13 protein-coding genes are annotated in these 17,805 nt (G+C 73.7%); all 13 read right to left on the bottom strand.

What is annotated here, in order from left to right:
* Nucleotides 1-75: 75 nt before the first annotated feature.
* Nucleotides 76-627 carry a peptide deformylase gene (def, locus tag B056_RS0116845; RefSeq protein ID WP_026239788.1) on the bottom strand — a complete coding sequence of 184 codons (552 nt, stop codon included), beginning with the start codon at nt 625-627 and terminating at the stop codon, nt 76-78.
* Between the two features lie 128 nt (nt 628-755).
* Nucleotides 756-3,188, bottom strand: a complete 2,433-nt coding sequence (locus B056_RS0116840) for a primosomal protein N' (RefSeq protein WP_018503036.1) — start codon at nt 3,186-3,188, stop codon at nt 756-758.
* A 171-nt stretch (nt 3,189-3,359) separates the two neighbouring features.
* The gene (metK, locus tag B056_RS0116835; protein ID WP_018503035.1) at nt 3,360-4,556 is read right to left on the bottom strand and encodes a methionine adenosyltransferase; all 1,197 of its coding nucleotides are present in this window, start codon (nt 4,554-4,556) and stop codon (nt 3,360-3,362) included.
* Between the two features lie 42 nt (nt 4,557-4,598).
* Nucleotides 4,599-5,888: a bifunctional phosphopantothenoylcysteine decarboxylase/phosphopantothenate--cysteine ligase CoaBC gene (coaBC, locus tag B056_RS0116830; protein WP_020572543.1), complete on the bottom strand. Its 1,290-nt coding sequence runs from the start codon at nt 5,886-5,888 to the stop codon at nt 4,599-4,601.
* A gap of 112 nt (nt 5,889-6,000) precedes the next feature.
* A complete protein-coding gene (gene rpoZ, locus B056_RS0116825; protein ID WP_018503033.1) occupies nt 6,001-6,285 on the bottom strand; it encodes a DNA-directed RNA polymerase subunit omega in 285 nt (94 codons plus the stop codon).
* A gap of 180 nt (nt 6,286-6,465) precedes the next feature.
* Nucleotides 6,466-7,044: a guanylate kinase gene (gene gmk / locus B056_RS36895; RefSeq protein WP_018503032.1), complete on the bottom strand. Its 579-nt coding sequence runs from the start codon at nt 7,042-7,044 to the stop codon at nt 6,466-6,468.
* A gap of 478 nt (nt 7,045-7,522) precedes the next feature.
* The gene (mihF, locus tag B056_RS0116815) at nt 7,523-7,843 is read right to left on the bottom strand and encodes an integration host factor, actinobacterial type (protein ID WP_018503031.1); all 321 of its coding nucleotides are present in this window, start codon (nt 7,841-7,843) and stop codon (nt 7,523-7,525) included.
* Between the two features lie 246 nt (nt 7,844-8,089).
* Complete coding sequence (gene pyrF, locus B056_RS0116810; RefSeq protein WP_018503030.1) at nt 8,090-8,929, bottom strand: orotidine-5'-phosphate decarboxylase; 840 nt, start codon at nt 8,927-8,929, stop codon at nt 8,090-8,092.
* A complete protein-coding gene (gene carB, locus B056_RS0116805; RefSeq protein WP_018503029.1) occupies nt 8,926-12,369 on the bottom strand; it encodes a carbamoyl-phosphate synthase large subunit in 3,444 nt (1,147 codons plus the stop codon). The genes pyrF and carB overlap by 4 nt, the downstream gene beginning before the upstream one ends.
* Nucleotides 12,369-13,562: a glutamine-hydrolyzing carbamoyl-phosphate synthase small subunit gene (gene carA, locus B056_RS0116800; RefSeq protein ID WP_018503028.1), complete on the bottom strand. Its 1,194-nt coding sequence runs from the start codon at nt 13,560-13,562 to the stop codon at nt 12,369-12,371. The genes carB and carA overlap by 1 nt, the downstream gene beginning before the upstream one ends.
* 85 nt (nt 13,563-13,647) lie before the next feature.
* The gene (locus B056_RS44480; protein WP_051105650.1) at nt 13,648-15,504 is read right to left on the bottom strand and encodes a PH-like domain-containing protein; all 1,857 of its coding nucleotides are present in this window, start codon (nt 15,502-15,504) and stop codon (nt 13,648-13,650) included.
* A 17-nt stretch (nt 15,505-15,521) separates the two neighbouring features.
* Nucleotides 15,522-16,877 (bottom strand): dihydroorotase, encoded by a 1,356-nt coding sequence (locus B056_RS0116790; protein ID WP_020572541.1) that lies wholly within the window; start codon nt 16,875-16,877, stop codon nt 15,522-15,524.
* Nucleotides 16,874-17,803, bottom strand: a complete 930-nt coding sequence (locus tag B056_RS0116785; protein WP_026239787.1) for an aspartate carbamoyltransferase catalytic subunit — start codon at nt 17,801-17,803, stop codon at nt 16,874-16,876. Before B056_RS0116785 ends, B056_RS0116790 begins: the two co-directional genes overlap by 4 nt.
* Between the last annotated feature and the right edge of the window lie 2 nt (nt 17,804-17,805).

Below are 17,805 nucleotides of genomic sequence, written 5' to 3'. Positions count from 1 at the left end.
CTACCGCTGTGCCGATCACCGTTCCGGTGGCCATCGCGGTGAGGACGGCCAATGCGATGATCTTTGCCTGCCGGCTCAGCGCCCGCGGCCGAACAGGGGGTGCGGCGACACCTTGACCGTGGGCTTCGGCTCGTCCGACCACTCCGCCTCGCGGATCGCCTTCATGGCCGCCCGCTTCGTCTCCTTGTCGAGACGGTCGATGAACAGGATCCCGTCGAGGTGATCGGTCTCGTGTTGCAGGCATCGGGACAGGATGCCACTGCCCTCGACGGTGACCGGGTCACCGTGGGAGTTCTGGCCGACGGCGAGGACGCGTTCCGGACGGCGCAGGTCGAATGCCAGCCCCGGCATCGACAGGCAGCCCTCCTCGCCGTCCATCATCTCCTCGCTGAAGGGCCCCAGGACCGGGTTGATCAGGTGCCCGACGTCGTCCGAGTCGTCGAGGTACGTGAAGACGCGCAACGACACCCCCAGCTGCGGCGCGGCGAGGCCGACGCCGCCGGCGTCGCGCATGGTGTCGGCGAGATCGTCAACGAGGCGGCGCAGCTCCCGGTCGAAGGTCGCCACCGGGTCGGCGACCGTACGCAGCACCGGATCCCCGAGGAGGCGGATATCGCGGACGGACACGGTCACTCCCAAAAGTCGTCACCTGACCGACCTCGGTCCAGTGAGATCGGACGCTTTCATGCTACGGGTCGCGTGGGAACCGGCGCCCCGGCGGACCGGACCGACTGCCCCGGGCCGGGCCGCCGACATCAGCCGATCATCAGCGGATCGAGCTGGACGCGCACCCGACCGGCGCGGCGGGCGTCCAGCACGCCGCGGGCGGCCCGCAACGCGGCGGCGAGGTCGGCGCCCTGTTCCCGGCGCACCCGGATGATCAGACGCTCGGACTCCTCCCCCGGGCCCGGGCCGGTGCCGGGCCCCGCCCCAGGTCCGGGAGGGGGCCCGGGGCCGGCAGCCTGCTCCGCGCCGGCCCCACGGCCCGACTCCCGCCGCGGGACCGGCACCGGGCCCAGGACCTCCGCGCCGGCCGGCAGCGTGGCCGCCGCCAGCAGGTCGTCGAGCGCGGCGGGGGTGCCCTCCACCGCCGCCACCCGGCTCACCGGGGGGAAACCAAGCTCGGCACGCTCGTCCGACTCCCGGGCGACGAACAGCCCGGGATCCCAGCGCACCAGCGCCTGCACCGGGCCGAGCCCGAGATCCGCCGCCACGACCACCAACCCGCCGGCCGACGCCGGCCGGGCCAGCGCGGCCGCGGCCATCCACCGCCGCAGCGTCTCCTCACCGGCGCGCAGATCGGGGCGCCCGAGCAGCGCCCAGCCGTCGAGGAGCAGGACCGCCCCGTAGCCCGCCTGGGTGACCGGCTCCGCGCCCGGTGTCGCGATCACGAGTGCCGGCTCGGCCGGCACCGTGGCCAGCACCGTGTCACGACCGGAAATCCGTACCGGGACGCCGGGAAACGCCCGGCCCAGTTCCTCGGCGGTGCGGCGGTCGCCGGTCACCGACGCCCGCAGGCGTGCCCCACCGCAGCCCGCGCACCGCCATCCACCCGGGCCGCCCCCGGACACCGCGGAGTCTCCGGACACCGCGGAACGGCCGGACACCGCGCGGCCGGACATCACGCCGGCGGCGGAAACCGCGGCCCGCCCCGGGACGGGCTCCCGCCCGGCCACCGGCGGATGGCCGGCGGGGCGCGGCACCGGACGGCCGCACCAGCGGCAGGCCAGTGCGGCCCCGGCGGCGGACCGGCCCAGCGGGCCCGAGCAGTTCCGACATCGGGCCGGCCGGCGGCAGTCCGCGCACGCGATGGACGGGTGGTATCCACGCCGCGGTACCTGGACCAGCACCGGCGCGCCGCCGGCCAGCGCGGCGCGCGCGGCGCGCACGGCGAGCGAGGGCAGCCGGGCCGCCCGCGCGGCCGGATCGATGGACGCCTCGAAGTCGGAGCCGACCGCCTCCACCCGGGGCGCGAGCCGCCGCGCGGCGTCCCGGCCGGTCGCCAGCCGGCCGGCCCAGCCCACCCGGGCCAGGGCCTCGGCGTCCACCGACGGGGAGAACCCACCGACCAGCACCGCGCAGCCCTCCTCCCGGGCCCGCAGGACCGCCACGTCGCGCGTGTGGGGGTAGGGCGCCCGGAGTTCGGAGTGCAGGTCGTCCCCGTCGTCCCAGACGACGAGCAGGCCGAGGTCGGCGACGGGCGCGAACACCGCGGCACGGGTCCCCACGACCACCCGCGTCTGCCCGCGGCGGACCGCCAGGAAGCGCCGGTACCGCTCCGCCGGGCCGAGATCGGCCCGCAGCACGGCCGGTACGCCTCCCCCCACCGCCCCAGGCCCAGGCCCGGACGCGGCAGGCGTCAACGCCGCGGCGACGCGGTCGGCGTCCCGGTGATCGGGAACGACGATGAGCGCGCCCCGCCCGGAGGCGACCGTGGCCGCGACCGCCGCGGCGATCATGGCTGGCCAGGAGGGCCCCGGCGGCGCCCACCAGATCGCCCTCGGTGAGTGCCCGCCGGACAGCGCGGCCAGGAAGTCGGGGCCGTCGGGGTAGCTCGACCACTCCGTGACGGCCGGCGCAGCGTCCGGGGCAGAAACCGCGGCGGCGCCAGTGCCGGAAGCATCCCCGGGCGCGGTGACGGCCGGCTCCGCCTCGGCGCGGGCGTGACGCGGCGGGACGGCCAGGCGCAGCACGTCGGCCATCGTCCCGGCGTACCTGTCGGCGACGGCGCGGGCGAGGCGGGCGACCGGCCCGGAGAGCACCGGTTCCGCCGACACCGACCGGGCCAGCGGCGCGAGGCGCCCGGGGTGCTCGGACCGCTCGGACCGCTCGAGGACGAACCCGTCCACCAGGCGCCCGCCGAAGCGGACGCGCACCCGCGAGCCGGGCACCGCGGTACCGGCCATGGCGGCCGGTACGAGGTAGTCGAACGGGCGGTCGAGGTGGACGAGCGGGGTGTCGACCACGACCCGGGCGATCGGCAGCTCGTCAGCCGGGACCACCGCGCCGGGCTTCTCGGAGCCGCCCGGCTTCGCCGCGACGGTCGCCGCCCGCGCCGCGGCAGTTCCCGACTTCGCCGCGGTCGCCCCCGGCCTCGCTGAACGGGAGCCCGCGGCCACGCCGACGCCAGCGCCGACACCGGCCCCAGCGCCGGCAAGGCCCGGAATCACCGCGCTCTCGTCGTCCATGCCGCATTCGTACCAGTCGCGGCGGACAGGATCGGCCTCCCCGGCACCCGCGCGCCGCCGCCCGCCCGGCAGAGCAGATCGTCCGGCAGAGCAGATCGTCCGGAAAAGGCGCAGGGGCGGAGCCGACCCACACCGGGGTCGACTCCGCCCCTGCGGGCGGATCAGGTGACGTCAGCCCTTGACGGCGGCCGAGAGCGCGTCGGCCCGGGAGGTCGCCTCCCAGGTGAAGTCCAGCTCGGGACGGCCGAAGTGCCCGTAGGCGGCGGTCTGCGCGTAGATCGGGCGCAGCAGGTCGAGGTCCCGCACGATCGCGGCCGGGCGGAGGTCGAAGACCTGGGTGACGGCGTCCTGGATCTGCGAGTCCGGCACCTTGCCCGTGCCGAAGGTCTCGACGAACAGACCGACCGGGTGGGCCTTGCCGATCGCGTAGGCGACCTGGACCTCACAGCGGCTGGCCAGGCCCGCGGCCACGACGTTCTTGGCGACCCAGCGCATGGCGTAGGCGGCCGAGCGGTCGACCTTGGACGGGTCCTTGCCCGAGAAGGCGCCGCCGCCATGCCGGGCGTACCCGCCGTAGGTGTCAACGATGATCTTGCGGCCGGTGAGGCCGGCGTCGCCCATGGGGCCACCGATCTCGAAGCGGCCGGTCGGGTTCACCAGCAGACGGCGACCCTCGGTGCTGATCTCGAGGAGGGCGAGCTCCGGCTCCACGACGTACTCGGCGACGTCGGGCGCGAGCAGGGTGTCGAGGTCGATGTCGGCGGCGTGCTGCGAGGAGACGACGACCGTGTCCAGCCGGACCGGCTTGCCGTCCTCGTACTCGATGGTGACCTGGGTCTTGCCGTCCGGACGCAGGTAGCCGACCTGGCCGTCCTTGCGGACGGCGGACAGCCGCCGGGCGAGCCTGTGCGCCAGGGCGATCGGCAGCGGCATGAGCTCGGGGGTCTCGTCGCAGGCGAACCCGAACATCAGGCCCTGGTCACCGGCGCCCTGACGGTCGAGGTCGTCCTCGGTGGAGCCCTCGACGCGGGCCTCGTGCGCGGTGTCGACGCCCTGCGCGATATCGGGCGACTGCGAGCCGATCGAGACGCTCACGCCGCAGGACGCGCCGTCGAAGCCCTTCTTGGAGGAGTCGTAACCGATCTCCAGGATCCGCTCGCGGACCACCGAGGCGATGTCGACGTAGGTCTTGGTGGTCACCTCGCCGGCGACGTGCACCTGGCCGGTGGTGATCATGGTCTCGACGGCGACCCGGCTCTTCGGGTCGTCCTTGAGCATGGCATCGAGGATGGAGTCGCTGACCTGGTCAGCGATCTTGTCCGGGTGTCCTTCCGTGACGGACTCGGACGTGAAAAGGCGCGTCGCCACTGGACTACCCCCTGGGGAGATCAGGACTGATACCGACGCAGTTTACCGAGGTTCGCTCAGGGGTACTCGCACCGGCCGGGTTCGATCGCGCAGTGCGCCGACAATCCGGTCGAGAACCTGGTGGGCGAGAAGATCCTTGCTGGTCAGCGGGATCTCCGCCGCTCCGCCCGAGCCGTCGAGGAGGACGGCACTGTTCTGCTCCACCTCGAATCCCAGCCCGGACCCGACCCGGTTCACCACCAGCAGGTCCACCGGCTTGCGGGCGAGCTTCGCCCGGGCGAGGTCGAGGACCCCGGCGTCGGGTCCGCCCGTCTCGGCCGCGAACCCGACCAGCACCTGACCGGGCCGGCGGTTCGCGACAAGCTCGGCCAGAACGTCCGGGTTACGGATCAGCTCGATGGCGTCCGGCGCCGCCGACTCCTTCTTGATCTTGTATTTGTGCTCGGTGGCGGGCCGGAAGTCGGCGACCGCCGCCGACATGATCACGACGTCGGCGCGCGGGGCGGCGGCGTGCACCGCGTCGCGCAACTGGGCCGCCGAGCCCACCGGCACCGTGGTCGCGCCGGCCACGTCGGGCAGGGCGACGTTGGCGGCCACGACGGTGACCGCCGCGCCGCGGGCCACCGCCGCGCGGGCTAGGGCGTACCCCTGCCGCCCGCTGGAGGCGTTGCCGAGGAAGCGCACCGGGTCGAGGTACTCGCGGGTGCCGCCGGCGCTGACGAGCACGTGGCGGCCGGCGAGGTCGGGCCGCACGCCGTCGCGCCCACGGGCGAGGACCGCCCGGGCGACCGCGGCGATCTCGGCGGGCTCCGGCAGCCGACCCGGCCCGGAGTCGGCGCCGGTCAGCCGGCCGACGGCCGGCTCCAGCACGAGGGCGCCCCGCTCGCGGAGCAGGGCGACGTTGGCCCGGGTCGCCGGGTGCTGCCACATCTCGGTGTGCATGGCGGGAGCGAAGAGCACCGGGCAGGTGGCGGTGAGCAACGTGCCGGTGAGCAGGTCGTCCGCCCGCCCCGCCGCGGCCCGCGCCATCAGGTCCGCGGTGGCGGGCACGATCAGCACCAGGTCGGCTTCCCGCCCGACCCGGACGTGCGCCACGTCCTCCGCGTCGGTGAACAGGTCGGTCACCACCGGCTGGCCGGACAGCGCCGCCCAGGTGACTTCACCGACGAAGCGCAGCGCCGCGGCGGTCGGCACGACGCGGACGTCGTGGCCGGACTCGGTCAGCTGGCGCAGCACCTCGACGGCCTTGTACGAGGCGATGCCGCCGGACACGCCGAGCACGACCCGCGGCCGCCGCGGCGGCCCGGCCGGGTCGGCGCCGGTCACCCCCACCCCGCCGCCCGTCACGCGCGACAGCCGAGCAGAGCGGGACGAGCCGGACCGGCGGAACGGACCCGGGCCGAGCCGCCAACACGGGCCGAGCGGCCCGTGGTGACCGTGCGGGTCAGGAGACCGGCGGCAGCGGGTCGGTGATCGTCTCGTGCGTGAGCAGACCGGAGTTGATCTCGCGGAGCGCGATCGACAGCGGCTTCTCCTGGGCGCTGGTCGTCTCCACCAGCGGGCCGACGTACTCCAGCAGGCCCTCGCCGAGCTGGGAGTAGTAGGCGTTGATCTGGCGGGCCCGCTTCGCCGCGTAGATGACGAGGCTGTACTTCGAGTCGGTGGCCTCGAGCAGCTCGTCGATCGGCGGGTTCGTGATGCCCTCGGGCTGGGCGACAGTACCGGACACGGTGTCCTTCCGGGGTGGGGCGGTCGGGCGGCTCCAGGCCTGCCGTGGGCGGCCTGGGCCGAGCCCTGTCCCGGGTAACAGTACAGCCAGAACCGGTACAGCCCGTCACCGAGCCGTTCGCGGCCGGGAGGTGTGGCACCAGAAGGGCCGGTGGTCGAGGGGCCGGCGGCGGGCCGCCGGTCACGAGACGTCCGCCGCGCGGTGCGCGTCGCGCGGGCGACCGGTCATCAGCCCGACCAGCTTCGCGGCCGCGGCCGTGACCTCGTCGTTCACCACGACCTCGTCGAACTCCGTCTCGGCCGCCAGCTCGATGCGGGCCCGGTCGAGGCGCCGACGGACCACATCGGGTGCCTCGGTGCCCCGACCGGTGAGGCGACGGACGAGCTCGTCCCAGGTGGGTGGGGCGAGGAAGACGAACCGGGCGCCCGGCATCGCCGACCGGACCTGCCGGGCGCCCTGCAGCTCGATCTCCAGCAGGCAGGGAACGCCCTGTGCCAGCCGCTCCTCGAGCGGTCCCCGAGGAGTGCCATAGGCGTGCCCCGCGAACATCGCGTGCTCGACGAACTCCCCCACCTTGACCATGTGGGCGAACTCCTCCGCGTCGGCGAAGTGGTACTCGACGCCGTCCGTCTCGCCCGGCCGTGGCGCTCGCGTCGTCACGCTCACCGACACCCACACCTCGGGGTGCAGCCGGCGGACGGCGGCGACGACCGTGCCCTTCCCTACTCCGGACGGCCCCGACAACACGGTCAGTCCCATTCCGACACCTTAGAGCCCCTCCACGGGGTCACGCAGGTCCGGACGGGGTGGACGGGGTGGACGGGCCGCGCCGGCGACGGCCGGCCCGGCGCCCCCCGGCGCCCGCCGTCCCCTACCGTCAGCCAACGGACCATCGTCATCAAGATGCCATCAAAGTACGGGTTCCCCCGTTCGCCCTGATGGTATGCGGCCGTCAATGGGAACCCGGTCGGGTGACCACACGGGTGGACCCGGCCGGTGCACGCCAAACGGATCGGGATCGCCATCACCGAACCCTGGGACTTTAGTCCCAAGACATTCGGCGACAACTCCTCACGGCCCGCTGGCGATTGATCGGGTGGCGCGAATCCGCGACGCATTGAACGCCGACGGCACCGGAACGTGTCGACGCCTCACGACCTCAGCACCTTCCGGCGGCGTCCGTTACGGGCCGTTACCAACGGCCCGGCAATCGGAACGCCTATGCATCACGCCACAGTCAGGCGCCCGTGCCGAACTCCTCGAGGAGCGCGGCACGCTGCTTGGCCCCGAGCCCGCGCAAGCGGCGGGTCGGGCTGATACCGAGTCGCTCCCGGATCTTCTGGGCCCGAACACGGCCCACTCCGGGAAGCGACTCCAAGACCGCGGAAACCTTCATCTTGCCGACGATCTCATCGCTGTCCGCCAGCTCGAGAACGGCGGCAAGACTGATCTCCCCCTTCTTCAACCGCTCCTTGAGTTCGGCGCGCTGCTTACGGGCCAGCGCGGCTTTCTCGAGGGCGGCGGCCCTCTGCTCAGGCGTCAGGGGCGGCAGGGTCACGGGTACGCCTCCTCAATTCGGTGATCGCGCCGCGCAAACTAGCGAGGAAGAGGCTCCTCGGTCCAGCCGGTGCTGCATCACGGGGGTGCCCCGTATTGTCCCCACAAGACACAGCCTTTGCCCGGATGAATGACCTGCGTCGCACGCGCCGGACGCATTCGGTCCGTAGCGGCCCCACCGTACCGGTACTCGGGCCCCCAGAGCGGCCCAGATCCACCCGTAGTGGCGTTTACGCAGGTCAAGGGCCTACCGGAGTGGAGTAACCCTGGTGGCGATAGTGGCGGCGGCCACGGCCCGATCGGCCGCGGAGGTGATCGGACGGCCGATCACAAGGAGGTCCGAACCGTCGGCGAGGGCCCGTTCCGGGGTGGCGACCCGGGCCTGGTCAGCCCGCTCAGACCCCTCCGGACGCACTCCAGGCGTGATGAGAGTCACAGTTTCACCGAGCTCCGCACGGACCAAGGAGACCTCTTTCGGGCTGCAGACGAGCGCCCTCGCGCCGGCCTCGACAGCGAGCACCGCGAGCCTGCGGACGGCGTCCGAGGGGGGTCCGGACAGCCCGACGGCGGCGAGCGCGGCGTCGTCCAACGACGTCAACACCGTGACCGCGGTTACATGAACATCGGGCCCGGCGTCGACCGCCGCCCGCACCATCGCCGCGCCGCCGGCCGCGTGCACGGTCACGAAACGGGGTCCCAGCGTGGCCAGCGAGCGCATCCCGCCGGCCACGGTCGCCGGGATGTCATGGAGTTTCAGATCGAGGAAGAGCTCGGGTGCCGGGTGGCCGTCCGACTCACCCGGGCCGTTCGCGGCGTCACCCTTCGTGACGGAACTCACCACCCGAGCGGGCGCCGAGGGCTCCGCCGGCCGAGCCGGCGCCAGCAGCCCTTCGTCACGCAGCGCAGTCACGATCGCCGGCCCGGCCCGGTAGAAGAGCTCCAGGCCGATCTTCAGCACGGCCACATGCGGCGCCACCGCCCGGGCCCAGCCCAGCGCCGTGGCAGCGTCCGGGGCGTCGAGCGCGACCGCGACCGGGGCGCGGCCCGCCGGTGGCGCCCACCGACGGGGGGCGCCCGATGAGGTCACCGGTCCGCCACGGTCGAGGCGGGCGCCCCACCGGCCGGGCCGGAGTCCGACCCGGCATCGGCATCGGTGCCGGTCCGCGACCCGGCACCCGAATCGGGCCGCGCCCCCGGCTCGCGGACCGCGCGGGAGCCGGCGGCGGAGGTCGCTCCGGGCAGCCCCTCGGGGGTCGTCCCCCAGGTCGACCGCAGGGCCGCGTGGTACTCCTGCAGCGGGCGCACCCCCAGTTCGCCCCGTACCAGCGACTCGATACCCTGCACGCACGCGGCGGCGCCCTGAATGGTGGTGATGCAGGGCACCCCGGCGCTGACGCAGGCGGTGCGGATCTCGTAGCCGTCCAGCCGTGGCCCGACACCCCACGGCGTGTTGATGACCAGGTCGATCTGGCCAGACATGATCATTTCGACGCAGTCGATGAGGTTCTCGCTGGGAGCCCGATGCTTGCCGAGAACCACGGCCTTGACCCCGTTGCGCCGCAGCACGTCGGCGGTGCCCTCGGTCGCGTAGACGACGAAGCCGAGGTCCGCCAGCCGTTTGATCGGGAAGATCATCGCTCGCTTGTCGCGGTTGGCGACGGAGACGAACACCCGGCCGTAGGTCGGCAGCGACGCGTAGGCCGCGGCCTGCGACTTGGCGTACGCGGTGCCGAAGCCGTCGTCGATGCCCATCACCTCGCCGGTGGAGCGCATCTCCGGGCCGAGCACCGTGTCCACCCCGCGCCCGCCCGCGTCCCGGAACCGGCCGAAGGGCAGCACGGCCTCCTTGACCGAGATGTGCGAGTCCAGCGGCAGGGTGGCGCCGTCGCCGTACTCCGGCAGCAGGCCCTCGGCCCGCAGCTCGGGCACGGTCGCGCCGAGCATCACCCGGGCCGCGGCCTTGGCCAGCGGCACGGCCGTCGCCTTGGAGACGAACGGCACCGTGCGCGAGGCGCGCGGGTTGGCCTCCAGCACGTAGAGCACGTCGGACTGCAGCGCGTACTGCACGTTGAGCAGCCCGCGCACGCCCACCCCCTCGGCGATCAGCCGGGTGGACTCGCGAATCCGGTCGAGCTCGGAGCGCCCGAGGGTGATCGGCGGCAGCGCGCAGGCGGAGTCGCCGGAGTGCACCCCGGCCTCCTCGATGTGCTCCATCACGCCCGCGAGGTAGAGCTCGGTGCCGTCGTAGAGCGCGTCCACGTCGATCTCGACCGCGTCGTCGAGGAAGCGGTCCACCAGCACGGGGTGCTCCGGCGAGATCTGGGTGGCGCGCTCGATGTAGTCGCGCAGCATCGGATCGTCGTAGACGATCTCCATGCCCCGCCCGCCGAGCACGTAGGACGGCCGCACCAGCACCGGGTAGCCGATCCGGTCGGCGACCGTGCGCGCCTCGGCGTAGGAGGTGGCCACCCCGTGCGGCGGCGAGGGCAGGCCGGCGGTGGCGAGCACCTGCCCGAACTGGCCGCGGTCCTCCGCGAGGTGGATGGCCTTCGGCGGCGTGCCGACGAGCGGGACGCCGGCGTCGGCGAGCGCGGCGGCGATACCCAGCGGGGTCTGGCCGCCCAGCGACACGATCACCCCGGCCAGCGGCCCCGCCTGCGACTCGGCGTGCACGACCTCCAGGACGTCCTCGACGGTCAGCGGCTCGACGTAGAGGCGGTCCGCGGTGTCGTAGTCGGTGGAGACCGTCTCCGGGTTGCAGTTGACCATCACGGTCTCGTAGCCGGCGTCGGAGAGCGCCATCACGGCGTGGCAGCAGGCGTAGTCGAACTCGATGCCCTGCCCGATCCGGTTCGGCCCGCTGCCGAGCACGATCACCCGGGGCTTGTCGCTCGGCGCGACCTCGGTCTCGGAGTCGTAGGACGAGTAGTGGTAGGGCGTCTCCGAGGCGAACTCGGCGGCGCAGGTGTCGACCGTCTTGTAGACGGGACGGATGCCCGCGCGGTGCCGGAACGACCGGACCACGTCCTCCTTGGTGCCGAGCAGGCCCGCGAGCTGGGCGTCGGAGAATCCGGCGCGCTTGGCGCGGCGGATGCCCTCCGGGTTGCGGGCCAGCGACGCGGCGACCTCGTTGATGAACACGATCTGGTCGACGAACCAGGGGTCGATGCCGGTGGTCTCGGTCACCTCGGCGGCCGTCGCACCGGCCAGCAGCGCCTGCTGGACGGTGTGCAGCCGCCCGTCGTGCGGGGTGCGGGCCGCGTCGAGCAGCTCCGCCGCGGACCGGTCGGGCGGTTCGAAGGTGAACGACAGGCCCGACTGCTCCATCGAGCGCAGCGCCTTCTGCAGCGCCTCGGCGAAGCTGCGCCCGACCCCCATCGCCTCCCCGACGGACTTCATCGTCGTGGTCAACATCGTGTCGGCGCCCGGGAACTTCTCGAACGCGAAGCGCGGCACCTTCACCACGACGTAGTCGAGGGTCGGCTCGAAGGCCGCCGGCGTGGTGCGGGTGATGTCGTTGGGGATCTCGTCGAGGGTGTAGCCCAGCGCCAGCTTGGCCGAGATCTTCGCGATCGGGAAGCCGGTCGCCTTCGAGGCCAGCGCGGACGAACGGGACACCCGCGGGTTCATCTCGATGACGACGAGCCGCCCGGTGGCCGGGTCGACCGCGAACTGGATGTTGCAGCCGCCCGCGTCGACCCCGACGGCGCGCATGACGGCGATCGACATGTCCCGCATGCACTGGTACTCGCGGTCGGTCAGGGTCATCGCCGGGGCGACGGTCACCGAGTCGCCGGTGTGCACGCCCATCGGGTCGATGTTCTCGATCGAACACACGACGACCACGTTGTCGGCGCGGTCGCGCATCAGTTCGAGCTCGAACTCCTTCCAGCCGAGCACCGACTCCTCGACGAGCACCTCGGTGGTCGGGCTGGCCGCCAGCCCGTCCGCGGACATCCGGCGCAGCTCGGCGGGGTCGTGCGCGAACCCGCTGCCGGCGCCGCCGAGGGTGTAGCTCGGGCGCACCACGACCGGGTAGGAGAACTCCTCGGCCGCGGCCAGGCACTCGTCCACGGTCGTGCAGATCGCGCTGCGGGCCGTCTCGCCGCCGACGGCGGCGACGATGTCCTTGAAGGCCTGCCGGTCCTCGCCGGAGCGGATCGCGTCGATGTTGGCGCCGATGAGCCGGACGCCGAACCGCTCGAGCACCCCGGCGTCGTGCAGGGCGACCGCGGTGTTCAGCGCGGTCTGCCCGCCCATCGTGGCCAGGATGGCATCCGGCCGCTCCCGTTCGATGATCTTCGTGACGATGTCCGGGGTGATCGGCTCGACGTAGGTCGCGTCGGCGATCTCCGGGTCCGTCATGATCGTGGCCGGGTTGCTGTTGACCAGGATCACCCGCAGGCCCTCGGCCCGCAGCACCCGGCACGCCTGCGTCCCGGAATAGTCGAACTCGCACGCCTGGCCGATGACGATCGGCCCGGAGCCGATCACCAGCACGGAGCGCAGATCCTCGCGCCTGGGCATCAGCCTTCTCCCCGCTTCCGCCGGCCGGCCGCCATCAGGCCGCAGAACCGGTCGAACAGTCCCTGGGCGTCGTGCGGGCCAGGCGCCGCCTCGGGATGGAACTGGACACTGAACGCCGGCACGTCCAGGCAGGTCAGGCCCTCGACCACGTCGTCGTTGAGCGCCACGTGGCTAACCTCGACCCGCCCGTGGGGGGTGTCGGTCGTGCCGGTCAGCGGCGCACGCACCGCGAAGCCGTGGTTGTGGCTGGTGACCGCGATCCGGCCGGTCCGGGTGTCGGCCACGGGCTGGTTCACGCCGCGGTGGCCGTAGGTCAGCTTGTACGTCTCGAAGCCCAGGGCCCGGGCGAGCACCTGGTTGCCGAAACAGATCCCGAAGACCGGGACACCGGCCGCCAGGATCCCGGTGAGCGTCTCGACCGCGTAGTCCGCGCGGGCCGGGTCACCCGGGCCGTTCGACAGGAAGACCCCGTCGGGCGAGAGGGCGAGCAGCTCGGCGGCCGTGCTGCGGGCCGGCAGCACGTGCACCTCGCAGCCCAGCGCGGCCATGGACAGCGGGGTGTTCCGCTTGATGCCCAGGTCCAGCGCGGCGACGGTGAAGACCGGCAGGCCCGACCGCGCCTCGACGACATAGGGCTGGTCCGTGCTGACCTCCGGGGCGAGGTCGGCGCCGACCATCTCCGGCGACTCGCGCACCCGGTCGAGCAGCGAGTCGAGATCGGTGTCGGTGCTGCTGACCCCGCACCGCATCGCGCCGCGCTCGCGCAGGTGCCGGGTCAGCGCACGGGTGTCGACCCCGCTGATCCCGACCACCCCGGCATTCTCGAGCTCGTCGTCCAGGGTGCGCTGGGCGCGCCAGTTCGACGCCAGCCGGCTCGGGTCCCGCACGACGAAGCCGGCCACCTGGATGCGGTCCGACTCGTAGTCGGTGTCGTTCACCCCCGTGTTGCCGATGTGCGGCGCCGTCATGATCACGACCTGGCGGTGGAACGACGGGTCGGTGAGGGTCTCCTGGTAGCCGGTCATCCCGGTGGAGAAGACCGCCTCGCCGAACGCCTCGCCGACCGAGCCGAACGCGTCCCCGGCGAAGCTCCGGCCGTCCTCGAGCATGAGCACCGCGCGCCGGGGCGCTCCCGGCCCGCGCCGGGCCTGTTCCCACTCCGGCGGAGCCGGCTGCCTGTCCAAGCCGGTCACCGGCTCACCCCCGCATCGATCCGTAGGGCCCGGCCTGCGGCCAGGCCTCCTCCTTCACGCCTGGCCGACTGCCAGGACGCCGCTGTCACGGGTACTCCTCCCGCCGGTACGAGGCCTCGCCGGGTGGCACGGTGAAGGTGTCGGCCCGCTGCTCGCGCGGCCGCCCCGCCGGGTCGACGTCGTACCCGTCCCGGCCGTATCCGCCCTGGTCACGTCCGCCCTGGTCCCGCCCGCCCTGGTCCCGCCCGCTCGGGCCGCGTCCACCCTGGTCGTAGGCACCCTGACCGTAGCCACGCGGGGCGGGGGATCCCGCGACACCGGCGCCCGCGCCGTGGCCGCCGGACCCGTAGGAACCGGTGTCGTAAGCGCCGGTGCCACGGGCGCCGGTGTCGTAGGAACCAGTGTTGTACGCGCCGGTGCCGTAGGAACCGGTGTCGTAGGCGCCGGTGTCGCCGGCGCCCAGGTGGTACGCGGCCGGGTCCGGCGCCCCCGGGTCGGCGGCGGGCGGTCCGGGAGTGCCGGGACGCTCGTACCCACCGGTGCCGTAACCACCGGTGCCGTAACCGCGGGCGTCCGGACCGCGCGCCTCCAGCGCGCCGGTGCCCTGGCCCTGGCCCCGCAGGTCGTAGCTGTCAGTCCCGTAGCCGGGAGGGCTGTATCCGGGCGGGTTGTACCCGCCCGTGCTGTATCCGCCCGTGTCATAGCCGGCCGTGCTGTATCCGGCCGTGTCGTAACCGGCCGTCGCGCCGCTCACGGGCTGGGAGCCCGTCCCCTGGACGCTCACGTCGTAGGCGCCGGTCCGGTAACCGCCGGTGTCGTACCCACCCGCCCGGTTGGCGCCGGTGTCGTAGCCGCCCGCGCGGTGGGAGCCGGTGTCGTACCCGCCGGTGGAGGGGGAGCCGGTCTCGTGAGCGGCGGTGCCGTGGCCGACAGTGCCAGGGGCGCTGACACTGTGCGCACCGGTGACGTGGGCACGGATGTCGTAGGCACCCGTGCCGGCACCCGTCTCGTAGGCACCCGTGCCGGCACCCGTCTCGTAGGCACCCGTGCCGGCACCCGTCTCGTAGGCACCCGTGCCGGCACCCGTCTCGTAGGCACCGGTGGGGCCGGCCTCGCCGGATCCGGTGGCCGCCGCGCCGGCGCCACCGCGGCGCCACCCGGCCCGCTCCCCCCGGGGCTGGCGACCATTGACCGGGATCGGCATCGTCGCGGGCCCGCCCGGGGCCACCGCGGCGAGATCAGGACGCTGCCCGCGGGCGGAGGCCGCGGCGCCGGGCGCGCCCGGGCGGGCCGCCGCCGGCACGCGGGGCCGCAGCCGGTTGCGCGGCCGGGGCAGGGCGTGCGGCGAGGTGATGTCGCCGGACATCGGCTGGGCGGGCGCCGGCCCGATGAGGTCGTGCACGGAGCGGACGACCTTCGGCTGGCGGGCCCGGTCCTCGCCGCGGAAACCGGCCTCCAGCTCCCGGCCCTCGAACGACCAGGCGACCACGATCAGCCGGCTGGGCGCGGAGACCTTACCGGCGTGCGCCCGTTCGAGCCGGGCACCCCGCACGGCCTCGCGGGGGATCCAGAACGCCTCGCCGTCCCGGTCGACCCGCACTCCCAGCTCGTAGACGGCGATGTAGTCGCCGTCGTGCCCGGCCAGCCCGCGCGCCGCGATCCACTCCCGCCAGTGGCCGGCGTCCACCGTGCCGAGGTAGCGGCCGCGCAGGGGGGCGGCCAGCACGTTCCCGGTCTGCTCCGGCGGCTCGGGCAGGTCCGGCAGGTTCTCCTCCTGCTGTTGCGACCGGCCGCGCCAGGCCCGTCGCATCGCGCCCACGACCGCCACGACCAGGAGCAACAGGCCGAAGGCGAGGAGCAGGTGCAGGCCCGTCTGATCCTTGCCACCGGCGGCCAGCACGGGGCCGGCCAGCGCGAACGGGGTGATCCCCGGCAGGGACATGGGCCGAGAGGCGGAGGTCATATGATCTTCCCGTCGAGCACGGTGGGCCGGCCCCGAAGGAACGTCGCCCGGATGGCACCGGGCAGCGTGCGGCCACCGTACGGAGTGTTGCTGCTCCGGCTGGCGACGGCGAGTGGATCGATCACCCGGCGCGCCTGCGGGTCGAGCAGGGTCAGGGTGGCGGGCGCGCCCACCTGGGCGAAGCCCGCGGTGTCACGCGGCGTGTCGGCGACGGCGCCGATCCGGGCCGGCGCCAGCGCCATCCGGTCGGCGACGCCGGCCCAGTCGAGCCGGCCGGTCTCGACCATGGTCTGGATCACGATGGACAGCGCCGTCTCGAGGCCGAGCATCCCGGGCCGGGCCGCGGCCCACTCCGTCTCCTTGTCCTCGGAGGCGTGCGGGGCGTGATCGGTGGCCACACAGTCGATCGTGCCGTCCGCGAGGCCGGCTCGCAGTGCCTCTGTGTCGGCCTCGGTCCGCAGTGGCGGATTGACCTTGTACACCGGGTCGTACGAGGCGACGAGTTCCTCGGTGAGCAGCAGGTGGTGCGGGGTGACCTCCGCGGTCACCCGCCAGCCCTTCGCCTTGGCCCATCGGATGAGCTCGACCGAGCCCGCCGTGGAGACGTGGCAGATGTGCAGGCGCGACCCGACGTGCCCGGTCAGCAGGGCGTCCCGGGCGATGATCGCCTCCTCGGCCACGGCCGGCCAGCCGGGCAGGCCCAGCCGGGCGGCCATGGCACCCTCGTTCATCTGCGCCCCGGTGGTCAGCCGCGGCTCCTCCGCGTGCTGCGCGATCACGCCGTCGAACGCCTTGACGTACTCGAGCGCGCGGCGCATGAGCAACGCGTCGGACACACAGTGACCGTCGTCGGAGAACATCCGGACCGCCGCCGCGGAGGAGGCCATGGCGCCGAGCTCGGCGAGCCGTTCGCCGGCCAGCCCCCTGGTCACCGCGCCGACCGGGCGCACGTCGCAGTGCCCGGCGTCCTGGCCGAGCCGCCACACCTGCTCGACCACGCCGGCGGTGTCGGCGACCGGGTCGGTGTTGGCCATCGCGAACACCGTCGTGTACCCGCCGAGCGCCGCCGAGCGGGTGCCGGACTCGACCGTCTCGGCGTCCTCCCGCCCGGGCTCACGCAGGTGGGTGTGCAGGTCGACGAGCCCGGGCAGCGCGACCAGCCCGGTGGCGTCGACGACCAGCGGGGCGGGGCGGGTCCCGTCGGCGCAGCCCGCGGCGGCCTCGGCCACGACACCGGTGTGCTCGGCGCCCCCGACCGGCGTGACCGCGGCGATCGTCCCGCCGGCGAGCACCAGATCCCGCGCGTCCCCGCCCAGCGGACGGACGCCACGCACCACGATCACCGCTGTCATGAGGACTCCCGTTCGGCGCCGCTGCCGCCGAGCAGCAGGTAGAGGACGGCCATGCGGACGCTCACCCCGTTCGCGACCTGCTCGACCACCGTCGAGCGCGGCGAGTCGGCCACCGAGGAGGCGATCTCCATCCCGCGGACCATCGGGCCGGGGTGCATGACCAGGGCGTGCTCGGGCATCAGCGCGGCCCGGTCCGCGTCGAGGCCGTACCGGCGGCTGTACTCCCGCTCGGTCGGGAAGAACGCCGCCGACATCCGCTCCCGCTGCACACGCAGCATCATGACCACGTCGGTCTTGGGCAGGACGGCGTCGAGGTCGTAGGACACCTCGACGGGCCACCCGGAGATACCCAGCGGCACCAGGGTGGGCGGGGCGACCACGGTCACCCGCGCGCCGAGGGTGGTCAGCAGCCAGACGTTGGAGCGGGCCACCCGGGAGTGCAGGACGTCCCCGACGATCGTCACGGCCAGCCCGTCCAGTCGGCCGAGCCGGCGACGGATGGTGAACGCGTCGAGCAGCGCCTGGGTGGGGTGCTCGTGGGTGCCGTCACCGGCGTTCACGACGCTGCCGCGCACCCAGCTGGCCAGCCGGTGCGGGGCGCCGCTGGCGGGATGGCGGCAGACGACGGCGTCCGCGCCCATCGCCTCGAGGGTCTGCGCCGTGTCCTTCAGGCTCTCACCCTTCGACACGCTTGACCCCCGGGCCGAAAAATTGATCACATCTGCCGACAGTCTCTTGGCGGCGACCTCGAAGGACGTGCGGGTACGGGTGGAGTCCTCGAAGAACAGATTGACCACGGTCCGGCCGCGCAGCGTCGGGAGCTTGCGGACCGGTGCGTCCGCGACCCGCGCCATGCGGTCCGCCGTGTCGAGCACCAGCAGCGCGTCGTCGAGCTTGAGATCCGCGGTGGAGAGCAGGTGGTTCATCA

This window comes from Parafrankia discariae (genome assembly GCF_000373365.1).
Lineage (GTDB): Bacteria > Actinomycetota > Actinomycetes > Frankiales > Frankiaceae > Parafrankia > Parafrankia discariae.
Note: the sequence above shows the minus strand (reverse complement) of the source record. Positions and strands in the feature narration are given on the sequence as shown.

What these genes read in the sequence shown, in the direction of transcription:
- B056_RS0116840 (WP_018503036.1), bottom strand. Translation starts at nt 3,188, where the DNA reads ATGGACGACGAGAGCGCGGTGATTCCGGGCCTTGCCGGCGCTGGGGCC.
- gmk (WP_018503032.1), bottom strand. Translation starts at nt 7,044, where the DNA reads ATGGGACTGACCGTGTTGTCGGGGCCGTCCGGAGTAGGGAAGGGCACG.
- carB (WP_018503029.1), bottom strand. Translation starts at nt 12,369, where the DNA reads ATGCCCAGGCGCGAGGATCTGCGCTCCGTGCTGGTGATCGGCTCCGGG.
- B056_RS44480 (WP_051105650.1), bottom strand. Translation starts at nt 15,504, where the DNA reads ATGTCCCTGCCGGGGATCACCCCGTTCGCGCTGGCCGGCCCCGTGCTG.
- B056_RS0116790 (WP_020572541.1), bottom strand. Translation starts at nt 16,877, where the DNA reads ATGACAGCGGTGATCGTGGTGCGTGGCGTCCGTCCGCTGGGCGGGGAC.
- B056_RS0116785 (WP_026239787.1), bottom strand. Translation starts at nt 17,803, where the DNA reads ATGAACCACCTGCTCTCCACCGCGGATCTCAAGCTCGACGACGCGCTG.